Here is a 20,007-nt window from a genome sequence, read left to right on the forward strand (position 1 = left end):
ATCCCTCCAATACGCAAGTTCTTTCATTCAGGAATTTCTTGGAATTTCTCAAAGAACAAATCAGCTTCGTCATCCTCACCCTTATCTTGTCCATCAGGTAATGGAGGTAGATCTTCAATCGTACTGAGGCCAAAATGGAATAAGAATTCTCTTGTTGTGCCATATAGAATTGCTCTACCGGTTTTTTCAGCACGACCGACTTCTTTAATTAGAAGTTTACTCATTAAAGTTTGAAGTGGTTTGTCAGTCTTCACACCACGTATTTCCTCAACTTCCACCCTTGTAATAGGCTGCTTATATGCGATGATAGCGAGCGTCTCTAGTGCAGCTTGAGAAATCGAATGATTCTTTGGGTCTTCAACCATCTTTTCTATATACGGAGCGTTCTTTGAATTCGTTGTTAACTGGTAACTCCCACCTAAATAGACGATTTGAAAACCACGTTCTCTATCAGCATATTCTGTTTGCAATTCATTTATTGATTCTACCACCAACGCTTCTTCAACTGATATCGCTTCGACTAAACGTTTAAGGTCGATCCCTTCGTCTCCCACAACAAACAGAAGACTTTCAATGATACTTTTTACTTCTTCATTCGTCACTCCATTGCCTTCCTTTCACTTTCAAATATCATTATTTCTCCAAAGTTGCCTTCCTGTTCACAACTTAGTTCCCTTGTTTTCATAAGTTCTAAGATTGCTAAGAACGTAACGATCATCGGACCTTTTTCATGCTCAGTAAAAAGATCTGTGAACCGCTTCCGTCCCCCACCTCTCAACTGCTGTTTGATTTCATTCATTCGATCTTCTATTGGAATTTCCTCTGTTTTAATCGTTGTTCGCTTAGGTTTCTTTTCTTTCACTCTTCTTGACATCTTTTGAAACGCAGCTAGCATATCATAAAGGGTTACGTCACCGATGGACGTGTTAGAATCTTCACTAGTATACTCGGTTACATCTGCTGGAGGACGAGTGTACAATAAGCTCCGACTGCTTTCTTTCTTCTTTAATTCATCAGCAGCTTCTTTGTATTTCCGGTACTCAACCAGCCGTTGCACTAGCTCTTCACGCGGGTCATCTTCTAAATCATGCTCTTCTTCAAAAAGCTCTTCTTCTCTTTGTGGTAAAAGTGTTTTGCTCTTAATCGCAAGAAGAGTTGCTGCCATTACAAGGTATTCGCTAGCAATATCAAGCTCTAGTTCTTGCATCGTATGTATATATGTCAAATATTGATCAGTGATTTGTGACACCGGGATATCATATATGTCTACTTCATACTTATTGATTAAGTGTAGCAATAAATCTAATGGACCTTCAAAAGCATCCACCTTAACATTATAGTGATTCATGAATACATCTTCCTTTTATATACCATCTAATAAACCGATTATATCACACTGATCACGGAAACCGGATTAGGAAAACACAAAGAAAGACCGGGCATACGCCCGATCTACTACTGCTTTTGTTGACCGAGAACGGATCCGATCATGTTTGTAATGTCTTCTGTGTTACCCTTTTTGGGCTGGCGATTTTGGTACACACTGTATAATGCAGCCCCTACACTAACCGCTGTTAATAAAGGCATCATGTTACTTTTCTTGCCCATAAATTGCCACTCCCGTATTCGTTTTGTTCAACAAAGTGAACAATCTTATTATGTTACACCTATTCATATACCATTCGCTTTAAAATCCATTTACACATGTGCTAAACTACAAGAGAATTGGAGGTCGAAAGACATGTATCCAAAAGCTTACGTTGATTATTTAGTACACTTTCATGGCCTTCGTGATTATTTTGAATGCCACGAAATATTAGAAGAACATTGGAAAGAAGACCCAAGGGGGAATCGAAAACCCCATTGGGTAGGACTTATCCAAATTGCCGTTGGTCTCTATCATCATCGTAGAGGAAATTTTGCTGGAGCTAAACGTATGCTTACCAACGCCAAAAGAATTGCTATACAGGAGAGAGAGCCGCTTAAACAGCTTTCTCTAGAAGTGGATACGCTTATTGGGAAGCTAACAAAACAAATCCAGCTCATCGAACAGAATGATCCTTACGTTAGTATAGACCTTCCGATTACAAGTTCAGAACTTCTTAAACTGTGCGAAGCACGCTGTACAGAAGTTGGCTGTGTATATGGATCTCCAAGTGATTTAACGAACGAATTTATTGTCCATAAACACACAAAACGAGATCGCACAGAAGTTATCGAAGAACGAGATCAACAATACCGGATAAGAAAAGAGAAAAGGAACGGCTAAACCGTTCCTTTCAGATTGTCTAGAAAGTATTATGGACCACCGCCACGGATATGGTAGTGATTTCCGCTCCAGGATGCTCGCTTTCCGCGGGGCGGGCGGTGAGTCTCCTCGTCGCTTTCAAAACGCTCCTGTGGGGTCTCACCTGTCCCGCACGTCCCGCAGGAGTCGAGCATCCTTCCGCTCCAATCAACATGGATATGTGGTTTTAAAGAACAAGACAATAGCAAATTAAATTACTTCTAACGAAATGAAGCAGCGGACTACTTAATAATGATTAGCAGGAAAGTTTCCTCAGATTGATTGCAATCTAGTAGGATTGAATACCACTTGACTCCCTTGGAAAACGTGCGGTTGAGACTTGTAGTGGAAGCCTTTTTGTCTGCAAGGAGGCAGGAAAGCAAGTGGTGTTCCCTACGGCATAGGGAACACATTAATCAAGCTTCTCTACAAACTAAAAGGAACGGCTAAACCGTTCCTTTTTTCTAATTAGAAATATTAATATTTCCTTCTAGATGACATCTTTCAAAGAAAGTACCTGTAAACTCATTTCCTTTGATATTCACTTCATCATTGAGGATTTCACATAGAGCTTCCACCATTTGTTTACCGATTCCCTGGTGACGATGGGAAGGGTTAACGCTTATATCTTTAAGTTCGACTTCTGTCTCACTTATCCATTCAATACCTAACAACCCGATGATATCTTCTTCTTTCCAAAGATAGAGTTGTCTTGATTCCATATCTTCATAATCTTTAATAGACTGTTGAAGCTTCTTTATTTCTTTTTCATTTGGCATAAAGCTCAATAATCCCATTGCGATTTTTTCGTGAGCTTTTTTATATCGAATTAGCATCATTATCCCTCATTAAAGAAATTCTTGGCTTTCTGTTCATTACCTTATTCAAACATATGTTGAAGTGTTCACACAAGTCTTCTCACAAGTGCAACGAGCATAATTACGGCGATCACGATACACATTCGTATCAACCATTTTTCTTGATTTTCACCCTTCACTTGAATGACTCCCTTGCCACAGTGTTAAACATCATCACAATCATAGCCAAAAATCTCCTATTAATCAACCTTCAAATGATTTTGATAAATTCGCCATTTCAATTGCAGCAGCAGCAGCTTCCCAACCTTTGTTACCAGCCTTCGTGCCAGCACGCTCAACAGCTTGTTCGATCGTATTCGTAGTCAATACGCCAAAAATGACTGGTACCCCGCTTTGTAAGGATAGATTTGAAACCCCTTTTGCTACTTCATTACATACATAATCAAAGTGTGGAGTCGCTCCTCTAATTACCGTACCGAGCGTAATTACTGCATCATAACGACGAGAATCAACCATTTTTTTAGCAGCGAACGGAATTTCAAAAGCACCAGGAACCCAAGCGATATCGATATCATTTTCACTCATTCCATGTCTTCTTAGCGCATCTTCAGCTCCACCTAAGAGCTTACTAGTAATGAACTCATTAAACCGTCCTACTACTATTCCTACCTTTAACCCTGATCCGACTAGATTTCCTTCATATATATTACTCATTATTTATTCCTCCCTACAATTGTTTTCAGATTAGAAATGAAGCATATGACCAAGCTTACTATGCTTCGTTTTTAGATACCTTTCATTCTCCATCCTTGAAGCCATTTGTAATGGCACTCGCTTATCAACCTCAAGTCCATAGCCTTTTAGTCCTGCGATTTTTCTTGGATTATTCGTAAGCAGGTCCATCTTAGAGATCCCTAAATCACGAAGAATTTGTGCACCGATTCCATAGTCCCTTAAATCTGGTTTAAACCCGAGTTTCTCGTTTGCTTCAACAGTGTCATAGCCCTGTTCTTGCAACTTGTACGCCTTCATCTTATTTAGCAGGCCAATCCCTCTTCCTTCTTGACGCATATAGAGCAACACGCCATGTCCTGCTTCTTCTATCTGAGCTAGAGCAGCATGAAGTTGAGGTCCGCAATCGCACCGGAATGATCCGAACACATCTCCAGTTAAGCATTCAGAGTGCACTCTAACTAAAGTAGGTTCATCTGGAAGAACCTCTCCTTTTACTAAAGCAACATGTTCCTTTTGATCTAATATATTTGAATAGCCGATTGCTCGAAATGATCCATATTCAGTAGGCATCTCGATTTCAACTTCTCGCTGTATTAAATTATCTTTACGGTTCCGATAATGAATCAAATCTTTAATCGTAATCATCTTCAGATCGTGTTCTTCAGAGAGTTTAGCCAAGTCGGGAACCCGTGCCATTTCGCCATTCTCTTTGATGATCTCGCAAATTACGCCTGCAGGCTCTGACCCTGCTAACTTTGCAAGGTCGATGGCAGCTTCAGTGTGCCCAGCCCGCCTAAGTACGCCACCGTCTTTTGCGACCAAAGGAAAGATGTGTCCCGGACGATTAAAGTCTGCCGGATTCGATTTGTCGTCGATAAGAGCTCTTATTGTTGCTGCTCTCTCAGAAGCTGAGATACCAGTAGTCGTACTAATATGATCAACGCTAACAGTAAAAGCTGTTCCATGAGAATCTGTGTTATGGTCTACCATCGGATTAAGCTGCAATTTCTTCGCACGTTCTTCTGTTATCGGTGTACAGACCAATCCTCGTCCCACCGTTATCATAAAATTAATCGTTTCTGGAGTTACCTTGTCTGCTAACGCAATAAAGTCTCCTTCATTTTCACGATCTTCATCATCACAAACAATTACCATTTTCCCCTGCATAAGATCATAGATCGCTTCTTCTATCGTGTGAAACATACTACTCCCTCCTTCTCTTCTCTATTTAAAGCCGTGATCTTCGAAAAAGTTACGATTTAATGTGGAATGTTCGGTTGAACTGTGTACCTCATCTTTTTTAAGGTATTTAAGGATATATTTTCCCAACATATCGCATTCAATGTTAACAATATCACCTACTCGTTTACTTCCGAGCACGGTAGCGCCTACCGTATGAGGGATGAGCGAGATCGTTAATGTATCTTCTGTAAGTTTAAACACTGTTAAACTTGTACCATCAACTGATACAGATCCCTTTTCAACAAAATAATCCATCAGGGTCGGCGACAGCTTAATCTCAACGTATTGTGCATTATCAACTTGCTCAATCCTAGCGATTTCACCGATGCCATCAACGTGACCCGAAACAAAATGACCTCCAAACCTTCCGTTCGCAGCCATTGCTCTTTCTAAGTTCACATGATCATTTGGTCTCAATTCTCTGAGCCCCGTTGCCCGGAATGTTTCTGGCATAACATCCACAGAAAAAGCAGAACTCGTGTAAGTGGTAACTGTTAGACATACCCCATTGATCGAAATACTATCACCTAAATGGACATCTTCAAGAACTTTTGCAGCCCCAATATCCAGTACGATTGATTCCCCTGATTGATGTACACTTTGGATCTTTCCGATTTCTTCTACGATTCCTGTAAACATTCGTGCACCTCTTTTCGTCTAGAGATGATTTTAATATCATCTCCAACGCGTTCTATATTCTCGATTTGCAATTCAATCGACTCTTTCATATACGAAACCCCGAGACCCTCAAAAGAAGTAGGAGCCTCTTTTCCTCCAATTAACTTTGGCGCAATGTAAGAAATTACTTTTTGGAAAGTTCCTGCTTCAAGAAAGCTCCCGTTCACAGTAGGACCTCCTTCTACTAAAACCGAGGTTATCCCACGATCGCCAAGAGTTCGGAGAAGCTCTTCAATTTCAAGAGTCTCACTTTGAAGCCCTATCACTTTCACATGTGGTGCGAATGTTTTATCCTTTTCAGACTTCGCTTTTTCTGTTGTGATGATCCATGTTTCAACTGAATCGTCATGCAAAAGCTTTGCATGTGAAGAAATCCTTAAATTGCGATCAAGAACAACTCTAACTGGACTCAATCCCTCTCCGTATCTCGTTGTAAGTGTAGGGTCATCCTTTTCTACTGTTCCAACACCTACTAGTATTGCATCATGTTGATGACGAAGAGCATGTACATCCTGCCTTGCCTCAGGTCCAGTAATCCATTTACTGTCACCTGTTTTTGTTGCCACTTTTCCGTCCATTGAAATGGCAGATTTCAATGTGACAAAGGGTTTATTCGTATTTATGTAGTGGAAAAACACTTCATTAATCGAATATGCTTCTTCTTCTAACAATCCTAAATGAACTGTTATGTTGGCTTCTTTCAGCCTTTCTATTCCCCTCCCACCTACAAGGGGATTCGTATCTTTCATCGCTACGAAGACCTCTGTAACACCCGCATCTATTAAAGCGGTACTACATGGTGGTGTTTTTCCATGATGGCTACAAGGCTCAAGTGTCACGTAAGCAGTTGCTCCCTTTGCTTTTTCACCAGCCATTCGAAGTGCATTAACCTCAGCGTGCGCATCACCTGCTTGTAAATGAGCCCCCATGCCAACGATTCTACCTTCATTCACGATTACGGCTCCAACAGATGGATTTGGCGCAGTTTGTCCTATTGTATTCCTGGCAAGATCAATTGCCATCTTCATATAATCCTTATCATTCACACGAATCATCTCCTAACAAATCAATTGGGGTTAAGAGATAAAAAAAGCCTCCCTTTTTCATGAGGGAGGCTTTCGAAAAGAGTATACCAAATAAACCTTTTGAATGTTATTCTTCAAAAGGATCGGTAAACTTTTACTCCTTCTCCCATCCAGACTATACTGTCGGTTCTGGTCTTTCACCAGATCCACCGTGTGCGATAAGCACCCGGGTCACGGACTTAGTTGATTAAATAATCAAGCATTACCGCCGGTTGGGAATTTCACCCTACCCCGAAGGAAAGTTTTATTTAGTTAAGTTGAAATTATTCTTCGTCCCACACCTTAACTTCTTTCATGACATCTCCTTGTTTAATGCGGAGAACTGTATCCATACCTTCCGTTACTTGACCGAAAACGGTATGAACACCGTCAAGGTGAGGTTGTGGTTCATGTACAAGGAAGAACTGACTTCCACCAGTATCTTTACCTGCATGAGCCATAGATAGTGATCCTGCTACGTGCTTGTTTGGATTACCTTCTGTCTCACAGTCAATCGTGTAGCCAGGGCCACCCATACCAGTTCCTGTAGGATCTCCACCTTGCGCAACAAAACCTGGAATTACACGGTGGAAATTAACACCGTTATAGAAACCTTCATTAGCTAGCTTTTCAAAGTTAGCTACAGTATTAGGCGCATCCTCATCAAAAAAATTAATTTGAATCACTTCGCCGTTTTCAAATGCGATTGAACCTTTTTTCATAAAAAATATCCTCCTGCGTAAACAATTTGCTAAAGAGCACTTTCATTATAGCATATAGTATCGAAATTACCGTATTATTAACACTTAGAAACTATTTCGAAATAGCCATTTTCTTTAAGGGGCGATCATGCTTAATCAAATCTTCATAGGATTCTCTTTCAACTACAAGACTTGCTTCACCCTCTTCAACAAAAACGACTGCTGGTTTTGGAAGACGATTATAGTTATTAGACATGGAATACCCGTATGCGCCTGTAGAAAATACAACCATCACATCACCAGCGATCGCACGTTGAAGCTCACAATCCCAAATCAGCATATCACCCGATTCACAGCATTTCCCAGCTATTGAGTAAAGAGTATTTTTTGGCTCATTCATCCGATTAACAATCGAAGCTTCGTACTTAGCTTTATATAATGCAGGACGGAGGTTATCATTCATCCCTCCATCAACTGCAAGATAATTTCGTAATTCAGGTACATTCTTATGAGAACCCACTGTATATAACGTCGACCCAGCTTCACCTACTAGAGATCGCCCTGGTTCAATCCAAATTTCCGGCATCACCATGTTACTATGTTCAAGCTGCTTACTGACAGCACTCGTCATGGCATCGATATATTCTGAAGGAGGAATTGGTTGATCTTCGCTATTATATCGAATTCCAAACCCACCCCCTAAATTAAGAACACGAGGCTCATATCCAAAATCGTCGTACCATTTATGAAGGTAGCTATAAATCTTTTCAATCGCCATCACAAATCCAGTGGTTTCAAAGATTTGCGAACCTATATGACAATGAAGGCCAAGAAGATGGATATTTCCCATTTTCAATGTAGTATCGATTGCCTGTTCTACTTGACCACTTTGTAAATCGAAACCAAACTTCGAATCTTCCTGACCAGTTAATATATAGTCATGCGTGTGTGCTTCGATGCCTGGTGTAATTCTGAGCAAAACATTCGTTGACACACCTTCTTCAAGTGCTAACTGCTCGAGTAAGGAGAGTTCATAAAAGTTATCGACTACAAAACATCCAATGCCCGCTTTTAAAGCCATTCTTATTTCTGAGTCACTTTTGTTGTTGCCATGAAAATGAATGCGCTCGACTGGAAAACCTGCCTGTAATGCAGTATAAAGTTCCCCACCAGAAACGACATCAAGACTCAATCCTTCTTCTTCAGCAAGCTGCACCATCGCAATGCATGAGAATGCCTTACTTGCGTATGCCACTTGATACTGCAATTGCTTTTTCTCGAAAGCCTCTTTAAATGCTCTCGCCTTCTCACGAATCAGTGCGACATCATACACATATAACGCTGTGCCATACGTTCTAGCTAGTTGAAACGTATCGACTCCCCCGATTGTATAATGACCACTTTCTGAAATTCCTGCTGTACCAAATAAGTGCACGATATTCTCCCCTTCTCGCTTTATTCAGTAAGCGAGCTCCCACTACAAAAAAACAAACAGCCAACTTATAGATACATTGGCTGTTTTGCTCCGTATCCCCACGAGTTGGATTAGCTCACCACTGCAAAATAATTAACAGTGACAGTCTGCAGCTTATTCAACTACAGCCCAGCAGAAAAAGAATGGCTCTTCTTCCACTTCGGCAATTTGACCTTTCAGATACCCTCATCGCAAACCATTATATGCTAAGATATCGTACTCATTCGCATTGCGCCTCTATCCCCATTACGTTCAATGAGGTCTATTCTATTAAAAAATAAATTATCACATTTTTTAAGATTCAGCAAGTGGTTCGTCCTCTTGCTTCTTCTTATTTTGAGGTTGAGTTATACTTGGCCTTAGTTTTGTTAACGGCACCGATACTCTTATTAAAATCTGTACGAACGCTTTGGCATTGAATGGGATAAACGGCCACAAATAAGGTGTATTTAGTGGTCGTAAGCTAATTAAAAATAACATTGTTAACGTTACCCCTAACATATAACCCGGAACTCGGAAGAAGAACACAAGAAAAAGTAAGAGCAGCCTTATCAATTTATTCGCGATAGCAAGCTCATAACTTGGCGTTGCATATGAGCCGATGGCCGCTATTGAAACATAAAGGATAACTTCTGGCACAAATAAACCTACGTCGATCGCAATTTGTCCGATCAGAACTGCTGCAATGAGGCCCATTGCTGTTGAGAGTGGCGTGGGGGTATGGATGGCGGCCATCCTCAAAGTTTCTATCCCTAGCTCAGCTAGTACAATTTGAACAAAGATCGGAACATTGGTTTTCTCATTTGGTCCTATGAAGTCAATTGTTTGTGGTAGAAGCTCTGGTTCGTAAACAAACAGTAGCCATAGAGGCAATAGTAATAATGCAGCAAGCATTCCCCCAAACCTTACCCATCGAAGAAAGGCTCCTGCTATTGGGGCTTCCCGATATTCCTCCGCATGCTGAACATGGTGAAAAAATGTGGTTGGTGTAATGATGACACTTGGAGAAGTATCTACAATAATCAACACGTGACCTTCTAACAAATGTGCAGCTGCTACGTCAGGCCTTTCTGTATACCTGACTAGAGGGAATGGATTTCCTGCTTGGTGTACTAAGAATTCCTCTACTGCTTTATCAGCCATAGGTAATCCATCAATATTAATTTCCTTTAACTTCTTCGTTACGATTTCAACAAGATTAGGGTTTGCTACATCTTCTATATATGTAAGGCAAACATCCGTTTTTGATCGCTCTCCAACTTGAAGGATCACATTACGCAGTTTCCCATCCCGAATCCTTCTCCGAGTTAGTGCTGTATTTTCTATGATGTTTTCGGTGTATCCATCTCTCGAGCCTCGTATAACCTTCTCTGTATCTGGCTCTTGTGGCGTTCTACCAGGATACTTACGAACATCAATAATATAAGCCTGTTCTTCACCTTCCATGAAAACAGCTATTAACCCAGACAGAACCTGATCTACGACTTCATCAAAATTCTCAACTGTGCTAACCTGCTGATGTGGTAAGTGGTTATGAATTACTTTTTCAAAATGAGCGGTTAACCTATGATGTTCATCTGTATACATTAATTCACGCATAATTTCTACGATGATCGATGTATCACATAGTCCTGTACAATAGTAAAAGTTAACTTCCTTGTTTAGAATTTTTATTTTTCGAACACCGACATCAAAGCTTTCACCAATACCGATGGACTTTTCCATAAACTTTTCATTTTCTTTTAACTTTTTAAAGATCTTTTGTTTATCCTTTGAATTCGAGGTCATCGACTCCACTCCTTTCTAGAAGAATTTGAACGGCTTTTCTTGTGATTGGAGATCCTTTTGATGGATCATCATACCCTGACATCTTGCCGATATCCCCAACACCAACTACGATAGGAAGATTCAATTTATCTAGGATTGAAACGGTATCACCATCAATTCTCCCCATCTCCATATCAGGGAGCCCGTTTTTATCTACACCATAATGTGTGAGCTCTCCAAATCGATCGATCGATACATCTACTTTCGTCCATTCAGAAAAATGAGTTCTCGATGCGACTGCAATAGCTCCTAGCACTTCAACATTCCTATCCGCTGCTACGTATTGCATCGCTAGCTCACCATATCCTTCTCCATGGTATCCACTATCATCAAACATAACGAATACAGGGTCGTGAGGTGTCTTTGAGATGAGTGAAACAATTTCATAGCCTGCAAGCGGGGTAGGGTTACCAGCTGATTGACTGATACATCTTCCGCCGAGCTCTGAAGCAACTGCTTCAATCGCCTGTTGTGCATATAAATCACCATCTGTAACAAAAATAACCCGCCGCTTTCTATTCATCTCATCACCCCTTTGGTTTAAACAGTATGGCAACAATAAACCCGAACACAATCGCAGAAGAGATACCAGCTGATGTTAGCTGAAATATCCCCATTCCAATCCCAATGAACCCATGTTCTTCACCTTTTTGCATCGCTCCATGAAGCAAGGAATGACCAAAACTTGTGATTGGAACGGTAGCTCCAGCACCAGCAAACTCAATCAGTTTGTCATAGATTCCAAATCCGTCTAATATTGCACCGCTTACGACAAAGGAAGACATGACGTGTGCAGGCGTTAGCTTGAATATGTCTAACAATAGCTGACCTATAACGCAAATTGCGCCCCCCACAGCAAAAGCAATAACATACTCCATTAGTAATCACTTCCTGTTCTCTCCAAAACCACTGCATGTGCAATGGCTGGCATGCTTTCTTTTTGTTGCACCATCACTGGACTATGAAGGCACCCTGTTGCGACGACTAGGATTTTGTTGTAACGTCCCTTCTTCAATAAATCCACAAGGTGTCCGTATGTCACAACAGCAGAACATGCACATCCACTGCCCCCTGCAAATACTTCTTCTTGATTCGGACGATAGACCATCAACCCACAGTCGTTGTGGTTATTTGTTATGTCGAATCCCTCTTCAATTAACAAGTCTCTCACGATCGGTGATCCCACTGCAGATAAGTCTCCAGTGACGATCAAGTCGTACTCTTCAGGCTGAATATTAAGATCCTTAAAGTGTGTTGCGATTGTATCAGCAGCAGCAGGAGCCATTGCGGAACCCATATCGAAAGGATCTTTCACACCCCAGTCAACAACTCTTCCTACCGTAGCTGAGGTAATTCTAATATCGGTCACGTCCGTTCCAATAAGTGCTGCACCCGCCCCAGTTACTGTTGAAGTAGCCGTACCTGGTTTTTGACCTCCATATTCTGTAGGATATCGAAATTGCCTTTCAGCAGTTGCATTATGGCTACTAACACCTGCTACAGCCCTTTTCGCAAAGCCACCTTCTACTAATGAAGAAGCTACAGCCAGTGATTCCATGGAGGTTGAACATGCTCCGAACACACCTAGAAAGGGGATTTGGAGCGTTCTAGCAGAATATGTTGCACTTACGATTTGATTTAATAAATCTCCTGACACATAAATATCCACGTCTTCCTTAGCGATGCCTTTTTTACTCAAACAGTTTGAAATTGAATCCTCTAAAAGTTTTCTTTCGGCTAGCTCCCAATTATCCTCATCACAATGAAGATTATCATACGTTACATCGAAACAATCTCCTAATGGGCCTTCAGCTTCTTTTGGTCCAACTGCTGTCCCAACCGATTGTAGATAGACATTCGAGAATGTCCACGTTTGTTTTCCAGTTTTCATTAAACTCTCTCCTTACAAGAACGTTCTAAACAGCAAGCGGACAATTCCTACTAAGTAAGCTGCAACAACCCCAAACACAATGACGGAGCCAGCGAGCTTAAACATATTTGTTGCAACTCCAAGAACAATTCCCTCACTTTTATGTTCGAGGGCAGCACTAGTGATTGAATTCGCAAATCCAGTTACAGGTACAGCTGATCCAGCACCGGCAAACTGACCTAGCTTATCGTACACTCCAAAGCCTGTAAGTAAGGCAGCAATAAGGATAAGAGTTGCAACAGTAGGATTTCCAGCTGTCTTTTCTGAAAAATCAAAGACATTCATATAGAAATTCTGTATTCCTTGTCCAAATGCGCAGATTGCGCCGCCTATTAAAAATGCTTTTGTGGAATTCCACACGAAAGGTGTCTTAGGGTGATAGTTTTTGATGTTTTTTGAATATTTTTCTTGATCGTGTAAAGACATTTAAAAACCTCCATCTACAAAGATTGTCCAGTGGAATAGTGAACCGAATACCTTTCCTAATACGATTGCCATCAACAAGAGTAGGATTTTATCGATGAAGCCAATACGCTTGGTCAGAATGGGAAGAACATTTAGAACTTCTGTTAAAGCGGCAGCAAGCATTCCAATAAAAACACCTGCCCCAAGACCTATTGGTACCATGATTGCTCTCGGTAATCCCAATACAGGATTTCGTAAGGAAAGCCAGCTCGCTATTACAGCTCCTACAATAATCGCCCATTCATAATATCTAATCAGATGTCTAGTTTTCGTTATCTGTGTTAGGCGTGGGATAATTCCTAGAACCGATAAAAACGCTACAAAACCCGCCCCTACAGCGATCCCTTCAGCAAACCCTATAATCATGACTAAAATGATTTGTGCATTCATGAATCTTTCGTTCCATCTTCTTGTTTCTCGTGTACGATGACATACTGATCGAGATCTTGCTGATAATTAAACATTTCTACCTCAAGAGGACTAGGTTCTTCATTAAAACGTTTCTTAAACAGATGGTTAAAGAACAGAATCATTCCGAAGCCAAGTCCAAATGAATAAGGAATTTGCAGAAGAAGTGGTTTAGGGTTATCAATACCTGTAACGATTTTGTATATTTGTTGATGTACCTCCCTCATACTTACATCCTCATGGAAATTCATAATTGCAAGTGCAGCCCCAATAAATAAGAGAAGCCATATAAACACAAAATAAACAGGAGCTAAATTCTTCTTAGAGATTTGCACTTCAATGATGGTTTGAGTTGGCCCAATGATTTGCACTTCTACGTAGGACGTATTCTGAATAGCTTTGATCACTTTCATCACATCGATCACAACGAGATTTTTATCTTTCTTGTTAATGCGATGAATGATGATTTTTTCTATCTTCTTACACAGCTCATCTTCTCCAATCAGTTGAGCTAAATCACCGATTGTAAGCTCGGCACCAGGTCTTACTCTGATTTTTTGTTTCAGACGAAGGTAAATCATATCTGCTGGCACAGCTCTCCACCTCCTTATTCGAGAGGCACCTTATATAGGTAATAGTATGTTTCTGCCATATCGCTATCATTCTAACTGCAATCATGTTCCATTAATTCCCTCATAAGAAAAACATGGTTGGTATATAGAAATTAACCAAAAATAAAAGAACAGCTGAACTATTTTTTCAGCTGTTCTCAAATTGTCAAAAAAGTATTAAGGACCATTCGCCAACGATAGGGTAGTGATTTCCGCTTCAGGATGCTCGCTTTCCGCGGGGCGGGCGGTGAGTCTCCTCGTCGCTTTCAAAACGCTCCTGTGGGGTCTCACCTGTCCCGCATGTCCCGCAGGAGTCGAGCATCCTTCCGCTCCAATCAACATTAATATGTGGTCCTGGTTCTGAAAACAAGACAAAAGCAAAGTAAATAACTTCAGAGAAATAAAGTGAAGAGCTACTTCATAATAATCGGTCGGAACGTTTGCTTCGATTTATTGCAACCTAGTAGGAGTGAATACCACTTGACTCCCGTGGAAAACGGGCGTTCGAGACTCGGAGTGGACGGCTTTTTGTCCGCGACGAGGCTCGGGCGTTCGTCCACAGGAATCTTGTGGTATTCAAACTCCTACGGCATAGGGAACACAATAATCAGGTTTTTCTACAAACCAAGAACAGCTGAACTATTTGTTCAGCTGTTCTTTTATTTCTTTTAATATTTTCTTTTCAAGACGCGATACTTGTACTTGAGAAATCCCTAGCCGCTCAGCTACTTCAGACTGAGTCTGATCTTTATAATACCTCAAATACACGATCAACCTCTCTCTTGAATCTAACTGTTGAAGTGCATCCTGTAATGCGATCTTATCGAACCAAGACGTATCAGAATGGTCAGCGATCTGATCTAACAGAGTGATTGGATCTCCATCATTCTCATAAACAGTCTCATGAATAGAACTCGGTGCGCGAACTGCTTCTTGAGCCATCACCACTTCTTCAGGAGTTACCTCAATAAGCTCAGCAATTTCATTAATCGTTGGCGTACGTCCTAGCGTCTTCGACAATTCATCCCTTGCTTTACGAACCTTATTACCTGTTTCTTTTAGAGATCTGCTTACCTTAACTGTACCATCGTCTCGAATAAAGCGTTGGATTTCTCCAATAATCATAGGGACTGCATAGGTGGAGAATTTCACATCATAACTTAAATCGAACTTGTCAACGGATTTTAACAGACCGATGCATCCTATTTGAAAAAGATCATCTGCTTCATAACCTCTGTTTAGGAAGCGTTGTACGACAGACCAAACAAGTCTCATGTTTTTCTGTACAATTTGATCTCTTGCCTGTTGATCACCTTTCTGGCTCTGTTTTATTAGCTCCTTGACTTCTTCATGCTTAAGCTGGGTATGTTTACCTTTTTTTACCTCCACGTCCATACGCAGGTCCCCTTAATTACATAACGCTTTATTTTTTGATAGGTACTTAACAACTTGAATTGAAGTACCCTGGTTCTTCGCAGATTCTATTTTCACTTCATCCATGAAATTCTCCATGATTGTGAATCCCATACCTGATCTCTCAAGCTCTGGCTTCGTAGTGAACAACGGTTGTCTAGCTTCATCTAAATCATCGATTCCAATCCCGTTATCACGAATACTTAAATGCACAGTATCATCGTTTAGTTCAACCGAAATGTATACTTTTCCATCAGCATTCTGTTCATAACCATGTATGATCGCATTTGTTACTGCTTCTGAAACAACGGTCTTGATCTCTGTCAGCTCATCTACAGTAGGATCTAATTGAGCAATAAACGCAGCTACGGTTACTCGAGCGAACGATTCATTTTGACTCAGAGCTGAAAACTCGATATCCATACGATTTCTCATTAAGCCACCCCCAGAGTCGCAAGAGCATGTTGTTCATCATCTTCAAGACGTACGATCTTAAATAGACCAGACATTTCAAAAAGACGCTTCACAGCAGGAGATATCGAGCATACCACCATTTCACCGCCAAAACTTTTCACTTTGTTATAACGCCCGAGGATTACGCCAAGCCCAGAACTATCCATAAAAGACAGACCTTCCAAACTTAGAACGATATGTTCGATTTTTCTCTCTTCAAGAAGCTGATCGACTCTCTCTCGTAACTCTTCAGCAGTATGATGATCCAGTTCGCCCTCTAACCGTATTAATAAAACTGGATGTTTAACTTCTAGACTAATCGTAAGACTCACAACGCACTCCTCCTCATGGTTTGCTTGTGAGTTTTTTCTCTTTTTATATGCTCAATTCCTTCTTCATGACAAAACTAGTGGTTGTTCGAGTAAACAAACGTTTACTTGACATCTTCATCAGATGCTTTGGCGAATTGCGCAACAGTTCGTTTCATCAACTGCCACCATGATGCTTGATCAATATTTTGAGAAGACAAAACAGGCGAAGTTGCAGTAACCTTTCCATCAACTTTTACAGTAAGAACACCAACAGGATCACCTTTTTTTATCGGTGTTTCTATCTGATCGTTCATTTTGATTGAAGTCGTTATCTTTTCATCTTCCTGTCCTTTTTTCATCAAAACTGAAACCCGCTGAGAAGTTACGACTTTCATCGTTGAACGATCACCTTTATTCACTTCTACGTTCTTCACAACATGATTTCGGTCAAATAACTTATTTGTCGTATATTGAGAAAATGCATAATCAAATAGCTTCGTTACTTCTGAATTACGTTTCTTAGGTGATGGAGCCCCCATTACTACTGCTACAACCCTCATATCATCTCGTTTTGCTGTAGCGGTAAGACAATATTTCGCTTCATTTGTGAAGCCGGTTTTTAGCCCATCGACTCCTTGATAAAATTTAACTAATTTATTTGTATTAACTAACCAGAATTTATTGTCTGTGTCTTCCCTTAAATAATCTTCATACTTTCCTGTATACTTCGTGATTAAATCATATTTCAATAATTCTCTTGCCATCAGGGCCATATCATGTGAAGTCGAGTAGTGATCTTTAGCTGGAAGTCCTGTAGGGTTCACGAAATTTGTATCTTTCAAACCCATCGCTTTCGCTTTATCATTCATCATTTTCACGAAGGCTGTTTCTGATCCAGCAATCGCTTCTGCCATCGCAACAGAAGCATCATTTCCTGATGCAATCGCTATTCCCTTCAACATATCATCGGCCGTCATTTCTTCTCCTGCTTCTAGGAAGATCTGCGATCCACCCATTGAAGCAGCATATTCACTTGTTCTTATTTTGTCATCAAGACTTATTTTTCCACTTTCAATGGCCTCCATTATTAATACCATTGTCATGATTTTGGTCATACTTGCTGGAGGAAGCTTCTTATTACTATCCTTCTCGTATAAAACCGCTCCTGTATCCCGCTCAATTAATATTGCAGATGATGATTCTTCTACAATATCTGATTTAATTTCACTAGCGCTTGCAAATGATGGAACGAATGTCGCTACAGCGAGTAGCATGGCAAGTAATGCTGCCGAAACTTTCATCTGGATCCCTCCATTCTTAATAATAGAAGGATGCCCAGCTTATTGGTAAGTTATACCTTTCATAGATAGAAACGATTACAAAATAAGTCAATAAAAAAGCCCCCGAAAAGGGGACTTTATCTAATCACTATTTAGTTGATCACATCATAAATAAGCTTATGCTTACCAGGGGACTCTTCAGATAGCGTGTACGCTTCATTTATTTTCTTTACTGAATCTTGAGGGTTCTCATCATCACTATGAAGTGTAACCAACGCTTCGCCTTTCTTGACTGGGTCGCCTACTTTTTTATTAAGTGTAATGCCGACTCCATGATTAATCTGATCGTCTTTTGTTGCTCTACCTGCTCCAAGGTACATAGCAGCAACACCAACTGATTCAGCATCAATTGCAGTTACATACCCATCTTTTTCTGCAGCCACTTCAACATGATACTTTGATTGAGGAAGTTTCGAAAGATCATCGATCACACTTACGTCTCCACCTTGAGCAGAAACAAGTGAACGGAATGCTTCAAATGCTTTCCCATTTTCTAGATTTTGTTCTAGCGTTTTATATGCTGAATCAAAGTCACTAAACACGCCTGCAAGGACAGTCATATGTGAAGCTAATTCAAGAGATAAAAGGCGTAGGTCTTCAACTTTCTTACCTTGAAGAACTTCACAAGCTTCTCGAACTTCATTTGCATTCCCAACTTCAAAACCGAGAGGCTGATTCATATCACTAATAACAGCAACAGTATTTCTGCCTAGATTATTCCCGATGTTAACCATTTCTCGAGCTAATGCCTTAGAATCTTCTAACTCCTTCATAAATGCGCCAGAGCCTGTTTTCACATCTAGAACGATGCTGTCAGCACCAGAAGCTAGCTTCTTACTCATGATTGAACCAGCAATCAATGGAATCGAATCAACTGTAGCCGTAACGTCTCGAAGTGCATATAGCTTCTTGTCAGCTGGAGCAAGGTTTCCAGTTTGACCCGCAACTGCAAGCTTGTGCGTGTTCACATTGTTAATGAACTTATCTTTTGTCATTTCAATGTTAAATCCTTCGATGGATTCAAGCTTGTCTAACGTACCACCAGTATGTCCAAGTCCTCGACCAGACATCTTTGCAACAGGTACTCCTACAGAAGCAACAAGCGGTCCTACGATGAACGTCGTTTTATCGCCAACTCCACCTGTAGAATGCTTGTCCACTTTATGTCCTTCGATCGCAGAAAGGTCAATCGTTTCTCCTGAATCGACCATCGATTGCGTTAACATCGCTGTTTCGTTGGATTCCATGCCATTGAAATAAATAGCCATCATAAGTGCAGAAGCTTGGTAGTCTGGGATATCACCTGCTGTGTAACCATTGATGAAGAATTCTATTTCTTCTTTTGTTAGTGTCTTACCGTTTCTTTTCTTTTGAATAACATCGACCATTCTCATGTGATGAATCTCCCTTCCTACGCCATCTTCTCTACAATATTTTTAACTAATAATAAGAAGTTCGCTTTTACTTTCTCAGTTGTTTCAATTACCTCACCATGATGAAGTGGCTGATCTAGGATCCCTGCAGCCATATTTGAAATACAAGAAATTCCTAGTACTTCCATCCCAGCATGCCTTGCAACGATTACTTCAGGAACCGTAGACATTCCAACTGCATCTCCACCAAGTGTTCTTAGCATACGAACTTCTGCAGGCGTCTCATATGTTGGGCCAGTGTTACCTACATAAACACCAGACTGAAGCTTCATGCCTAGTTCTGTTGCTGTTTCGTGAGCAAGCTTTTGAAGATCCTTGCTATAAGCTGTAGACATATCTGGGAAACGAGGACCAAATTCTTCGCTATTCGGTCCGATTAAAGGATTTGCTCCAAAATTATTGATGTGATCAGAAAGCACCATTAAATCTCCTGGTTCAAATTCTTCGTTAACTCCTCCAGCAGCATTGGTTACGATTATTTTCTCAATACCCAGTTCTCTCATTACTCTTACAGGGAAAGTTACTTTATCCATCTCATAGCCTTCATAGTAATGAAAGCGTCCTTGCATCGCAGCTACGTTCTTACCGTTAAGCTTTCCAAAGACGAATTGTCCAGCATGCCCTGCAACAGTTGAAACAGGAAAGTTAGGGATATCACTATAAGCAATTTTTACTGGGTTTTCGATTTCTTCTGCAAGTACACCAAGGCCAGATCCGAGGATAAGTCCTATTTCAGGTTTAACCTCTCCAGCGTTTTCTGTAATGTAAGATGCTGCATCTTGAATCTCTTGTTTGATTACTGTCATTATCAGTTCCT

The 20,007-nt window shown here is 40.6% G+C and carries 24 protein-coding genes and 2 riboswitches; of the genes, 1 reads left to right on the top strand and 23 read right to left on the bottom strand.

Annotated elements, in window-relative coordinates:
* Positions 1-23: 23 nt before the first annotated feature.
* From scpB to LCM09_RS00965, 3 genes are all read right to left on the bottom strand, one after another.
* Complete coding sequence (scpB, locus tag LCM09_RS00955; RefSeq protein WP_224878079.1) at positions 24-602, bottom strand: SMC-Scp complex subunit ScpB; 579 nt, start codon at positions 600-602, stop codon at positions 24-26.
* Positions 599-1,348, bottom strand: a complete 750-nt coding sequence (locus LCM09_RS00960) for a segregation/condensation protein A (RefSeq protein WP_224878081.1) — start codon at positions 1,346-1,348, stop codon at positions 599-601. The genes scpB and LCM09_RS00960 overlap by 4 nt, the downstream gene beginning before the upstream one ends.
* Before the next feature lie 107 nt (positions 1,349-1,455).
* A complete protein-coding gene (locus tag LCM09_RS00965; RefSeq protein WP_224878083.1) occupies positions 1,456-1,608 on the bottom strand; it encodes a hypothetical protein in 153 nt (50 codons plus the stop codon).
* Between the two features lie 133 nt (positions 1,609-1,741).
* Here LCM09_RS00965 and LCM09_RS00970 point away from each other — a divergent pair, with 133 nt between their 5' ends.
* Entirely contained in the window at positions 1,742-2,269 is a 528-nt protein-coding gene (locus tag LCM09_RS00970) for a DUF309 domain-containing protein (RefSeq protein ID WP_224878085.1), read from the top strand.
* Between the two features lie 482 nt (positions 2,270-2,751).
* Here LCM09_RS00970 and LCM09_RS00975 read toward each other — a convergent pair whose 3' ends face one another.
* The 20 genes from LCM09_RS00975 to LCM09_RS01070 all read right to left on the bottom strand — a co-directional run bounded on the left by LCM09_RS00975 (position 2,752) and on the right by LCM09_RS01070 (position 19,996).
* Positions 2,752-3,123 (bottom strand): GNAT family N-acetyltransferase, encoded by a 372-nt coding sequence (locus LCM09_RS00975; protein ID WP_224880020.1) that lies wholly within the window; start codon positions 3,121-3,123, stop codon positions 2,752-2,754.
* A gap of 225 nt (positions 3,124-3,348) precedes the next feature.
* Positions 3,349-3,819, bottom strand: a complete 471-nt coding sequence (gene ribH, locus LCM09_RS00980) for a 6,7-dimethyl-8-ribityllumazine synthase (protein ID WP_224878087.1) — start codon at positions 3,817-3,819, stop codon at positions 3,349-3,351.
* Between the two features lie 30 nt (positions 3,820-3,849).
* Positions 3,850-5,043 (bottom strand): bifunctional 3,4-dihydroxy-2-butanone-4-phosphate synthase/GTP cyclohydrolase II, encoded by a 1,194-nt coding sequence (locus LCM09_RS00985; protein ID WP_224878089.1) that lies wholly within the window; start codon positions 5,041-5,043, stop codon positions 3,850-3,852.
* A 21-nt stretch (positions 5,044-5,064) separates the two neighbouring features.
* Positions 5,065-5,721 (bottom strand): riboflavin synthase, encoded by a 657-nt coding sequence (ribE, locus tag LCM09_RS00990; RefSeq protein ID WP_224878091.1) that lies wholly within the window; start codon positions 5,719-5,721, stop codon positions 5,065-5,067.
* Complete coding sequence (gene ribD / locus LCM09_RS00995; RefSeq protein ID WP_224878093.1) at positions 5,703-6,815, bottom strand: bifunctional diaminohydroxyphosphoribosylaminopyrimidine deaminase/5-amino-6-(5-phosphoribosylamino)uracil reductase RibD; 1,113 nt, start codon at positions 6,813-6,815, stop codon at positions 5,703-5,705. Before ribD ends, ribE begins: the two co-directional genes overlap by 19 nt.
* 124 nt (positions 6,816-6,939) lie before the next feature.
* A riboswitch (FMN riboswitch) is annotated at positions 6,940-7,088 on the bottom strand.
* A 20-nt stretch (positions 7,089-7,108) separates the two neighbouring features.
* A complete protein-coding gene (locus tag LCM09_RS01000) occupies positions 7,109-7,546 on the bottom strand; it encodes a peptidylprolyl isomerase (protein ID WP_224878095.1) in 438 nt (145 codons plus the stop codon).
* 91 nt (positions 7,547-7,637) lie between these two features.
* Positions 7,638-8,960 (bottom strand): diaminopimelate decarboxylase, encoded by a 1,323-nt coding sequence (lysA, locus tag LCM09_RS01005; protein ID WP_224878097.1) that lies wholly within the window; start codon positions 8,958-8,960, stop codon positions 7,638-7,640.
* A gap of 103 nt (positions 8,961-9,063) precedes the next feature.
* Positions 9,064-9,247: riboswitch (Lysine riboswitch) on the bottom strand.
* 46 nt (positions 9,248-9,293) lie between these two features.
* Positions 9,294-10,787 carry a spore germination protein gene (locus LCM09_RS01010; RefSeq protein ID WP_224878099.1) on the bottom strand — a complete coding sequence of 498 codons (1,494 nt, stop codon included), beginning with the start codon at positions 10,785-10,787 and terminating at the stop codon, positions 9,294-9,296.
* A complete protein-coding gene (gene spoVAEA, locus LCM09_RS01015) occupies positions 10,765-11,349 on the bottom strand; it encodes a stage V sporulation protein SpoVABEA (RefSeq protein ID WP_224878101.1) in 585 nt (194 codons plus the stop codon). The genes LCM09_RS01010 and spoVAEA overlap by 23 nt, the downstream gene beginning before the upstream one ends.
* 4 nt (positions 11,350-11,353) lie before the next feature.
* Entirely contained in the window at positions 11,354-11,704 is a 351-nt protein-coding gene (gene spoVAE / locus LCM09_RS01020) for a stage V sporulation protein AE (RefSeq protein WP_224878103.1), read from the bottom strand.
* Positions 11,704-12,717 carry a stage V sporulation protein AD gene (gene spoVAD, locus LCM09_RS01025; RefSeq protein ID WP_224878104.1) on the bottom strand — a complete coding sequence of 338 codons (1,014 nt, stop codon included), beginning with the start codon at positions 12,715-12,717 and terminating at the stop codon, positions 11,704-11,706. The genes spoVAE and spoVAD overlap by 1 nt, the downstream gene beginning before the upstream one ends.
* Before the next feature lie 12 nt (positions 12,718-12,729).
* Positions 12,730-13,182 (bottom strand): stage V sporulation protein AC, encoded by a 453-nt coding sequence (gene spoVAC, locus LCM09_RS01030; RefSeq protein WP_224878107.1) that lies wholly within the window; start codon positions 13,180-13,182, stop codon positions 12,730-12,732.
* Positions 13,183-13,611: a stage V sporulation protein AB gene (locus LCM09_RS01035; protein ID WP_224878109.1), complete on the bottom strand. Its 429-nt coding sequence runs from the start codon at positions 13,609-13,611 to the stop codon at positions 13,183-13,185.
* A complete protein-coding gene (locus tag LCM09_RS01040) occupies positions 13,608-14,210 on the bottom strand; it encodes a stage V sporulation protein AA (protein WP_224880023.1) in 603 nt (200 codons plus the stop codon). The genes LCM09_RS01035 and LCM09_RS01040 overlap by 4 nt, the downstream gene beginning before the upstream one ends.
* 669 nt (positions 14,211-14,879) lie before the next feature.
* Positions 14,880-15,635, bottom strand: a complete 756-nt coding sequence (gene sigF / locus LCM09_RS01045; protein ID WP_224878111.1) for an RNA polymerase sporulation sigma factor SigF — start codon at positions 15,633-15,635, stop codon at positions 14,880-14,882.
* 12 nt (positions 15,636-15,647) lie between these two features.
* Positions 15,648-16,088: an anti-sigma F factor gene (gene spoIIAB / locus LCM09_RS01050; protein ID WP_224878113.1), complete on the bottom strand. Its 441-nt coding sequence runs from the start codon at positions 16,086-16,088 to the stop codon at positions 15,648-15,650.
* On the bottom strand, positions 16,088-16,438 hold the full coding sequence (gene spoIIAA / locus LCM09_RS01055; protein ID WP_224878116.1) for an anti-sigma F factor antagonist: 351 nt from the start codon (positions 16,436-16,438) through the stop codon (positions 16,088-16,090). Before spoIIAA ends, spoIIAB begins: the two co-directional genes overlap by 1 nt.
* Positions 16,439-16,539: 101 nt before the next feature.
* On the bottom strand, positions 16,540-17,718 hold the full coding sequence (locus LCM09_RS01060; protein WP_224878118.1) for a D-alanyl-D-alanine carboxypeptidase family protein: 1,179 nt from the start codon (positions 17,716-17,718) through the stop codon (positions 16,540-16,542).
* A 131-nt stretch (positions 17,719-17,849) separates the two neighbouring features.
* A complete protein-coding gene (locus LCM09_RS01065) occupies positions 17,850-19,151 on the bottom strand; it encodes a pyrimidine-nucleoside phosphorylase (RefSeq protein WP_224878119.1) in 1,302 nt (433 codons plus the stop codon).
* 17 nt (positions 19,152-19,168) lie between these two features.
* The gene (locus LCM09_RS01070; protein ID WP_224878121.1) at positions 19,169-19,996 is read right to left on the bottom strand and encodes a purine-nucleoside phosphorylase; all 828 of its coding nucleotides are present in this window, start codon (positions 19,994-19,996) and stop codon (positions 19,169-19,171) included.
* Between the last annotated feature and the right edge of the window lie 11 nt (positions 19,997-20,007).

Source organism: Guptibacillus algicola (genome assembly GCF_020171805.1).
In the GTDB taxonomy this organism is placed as follows: Bacteria; Bacillota; Bacilli; order Bacillales; family Guptibacillaceae; genus Guptibacillus; species Guptibacillus algicola.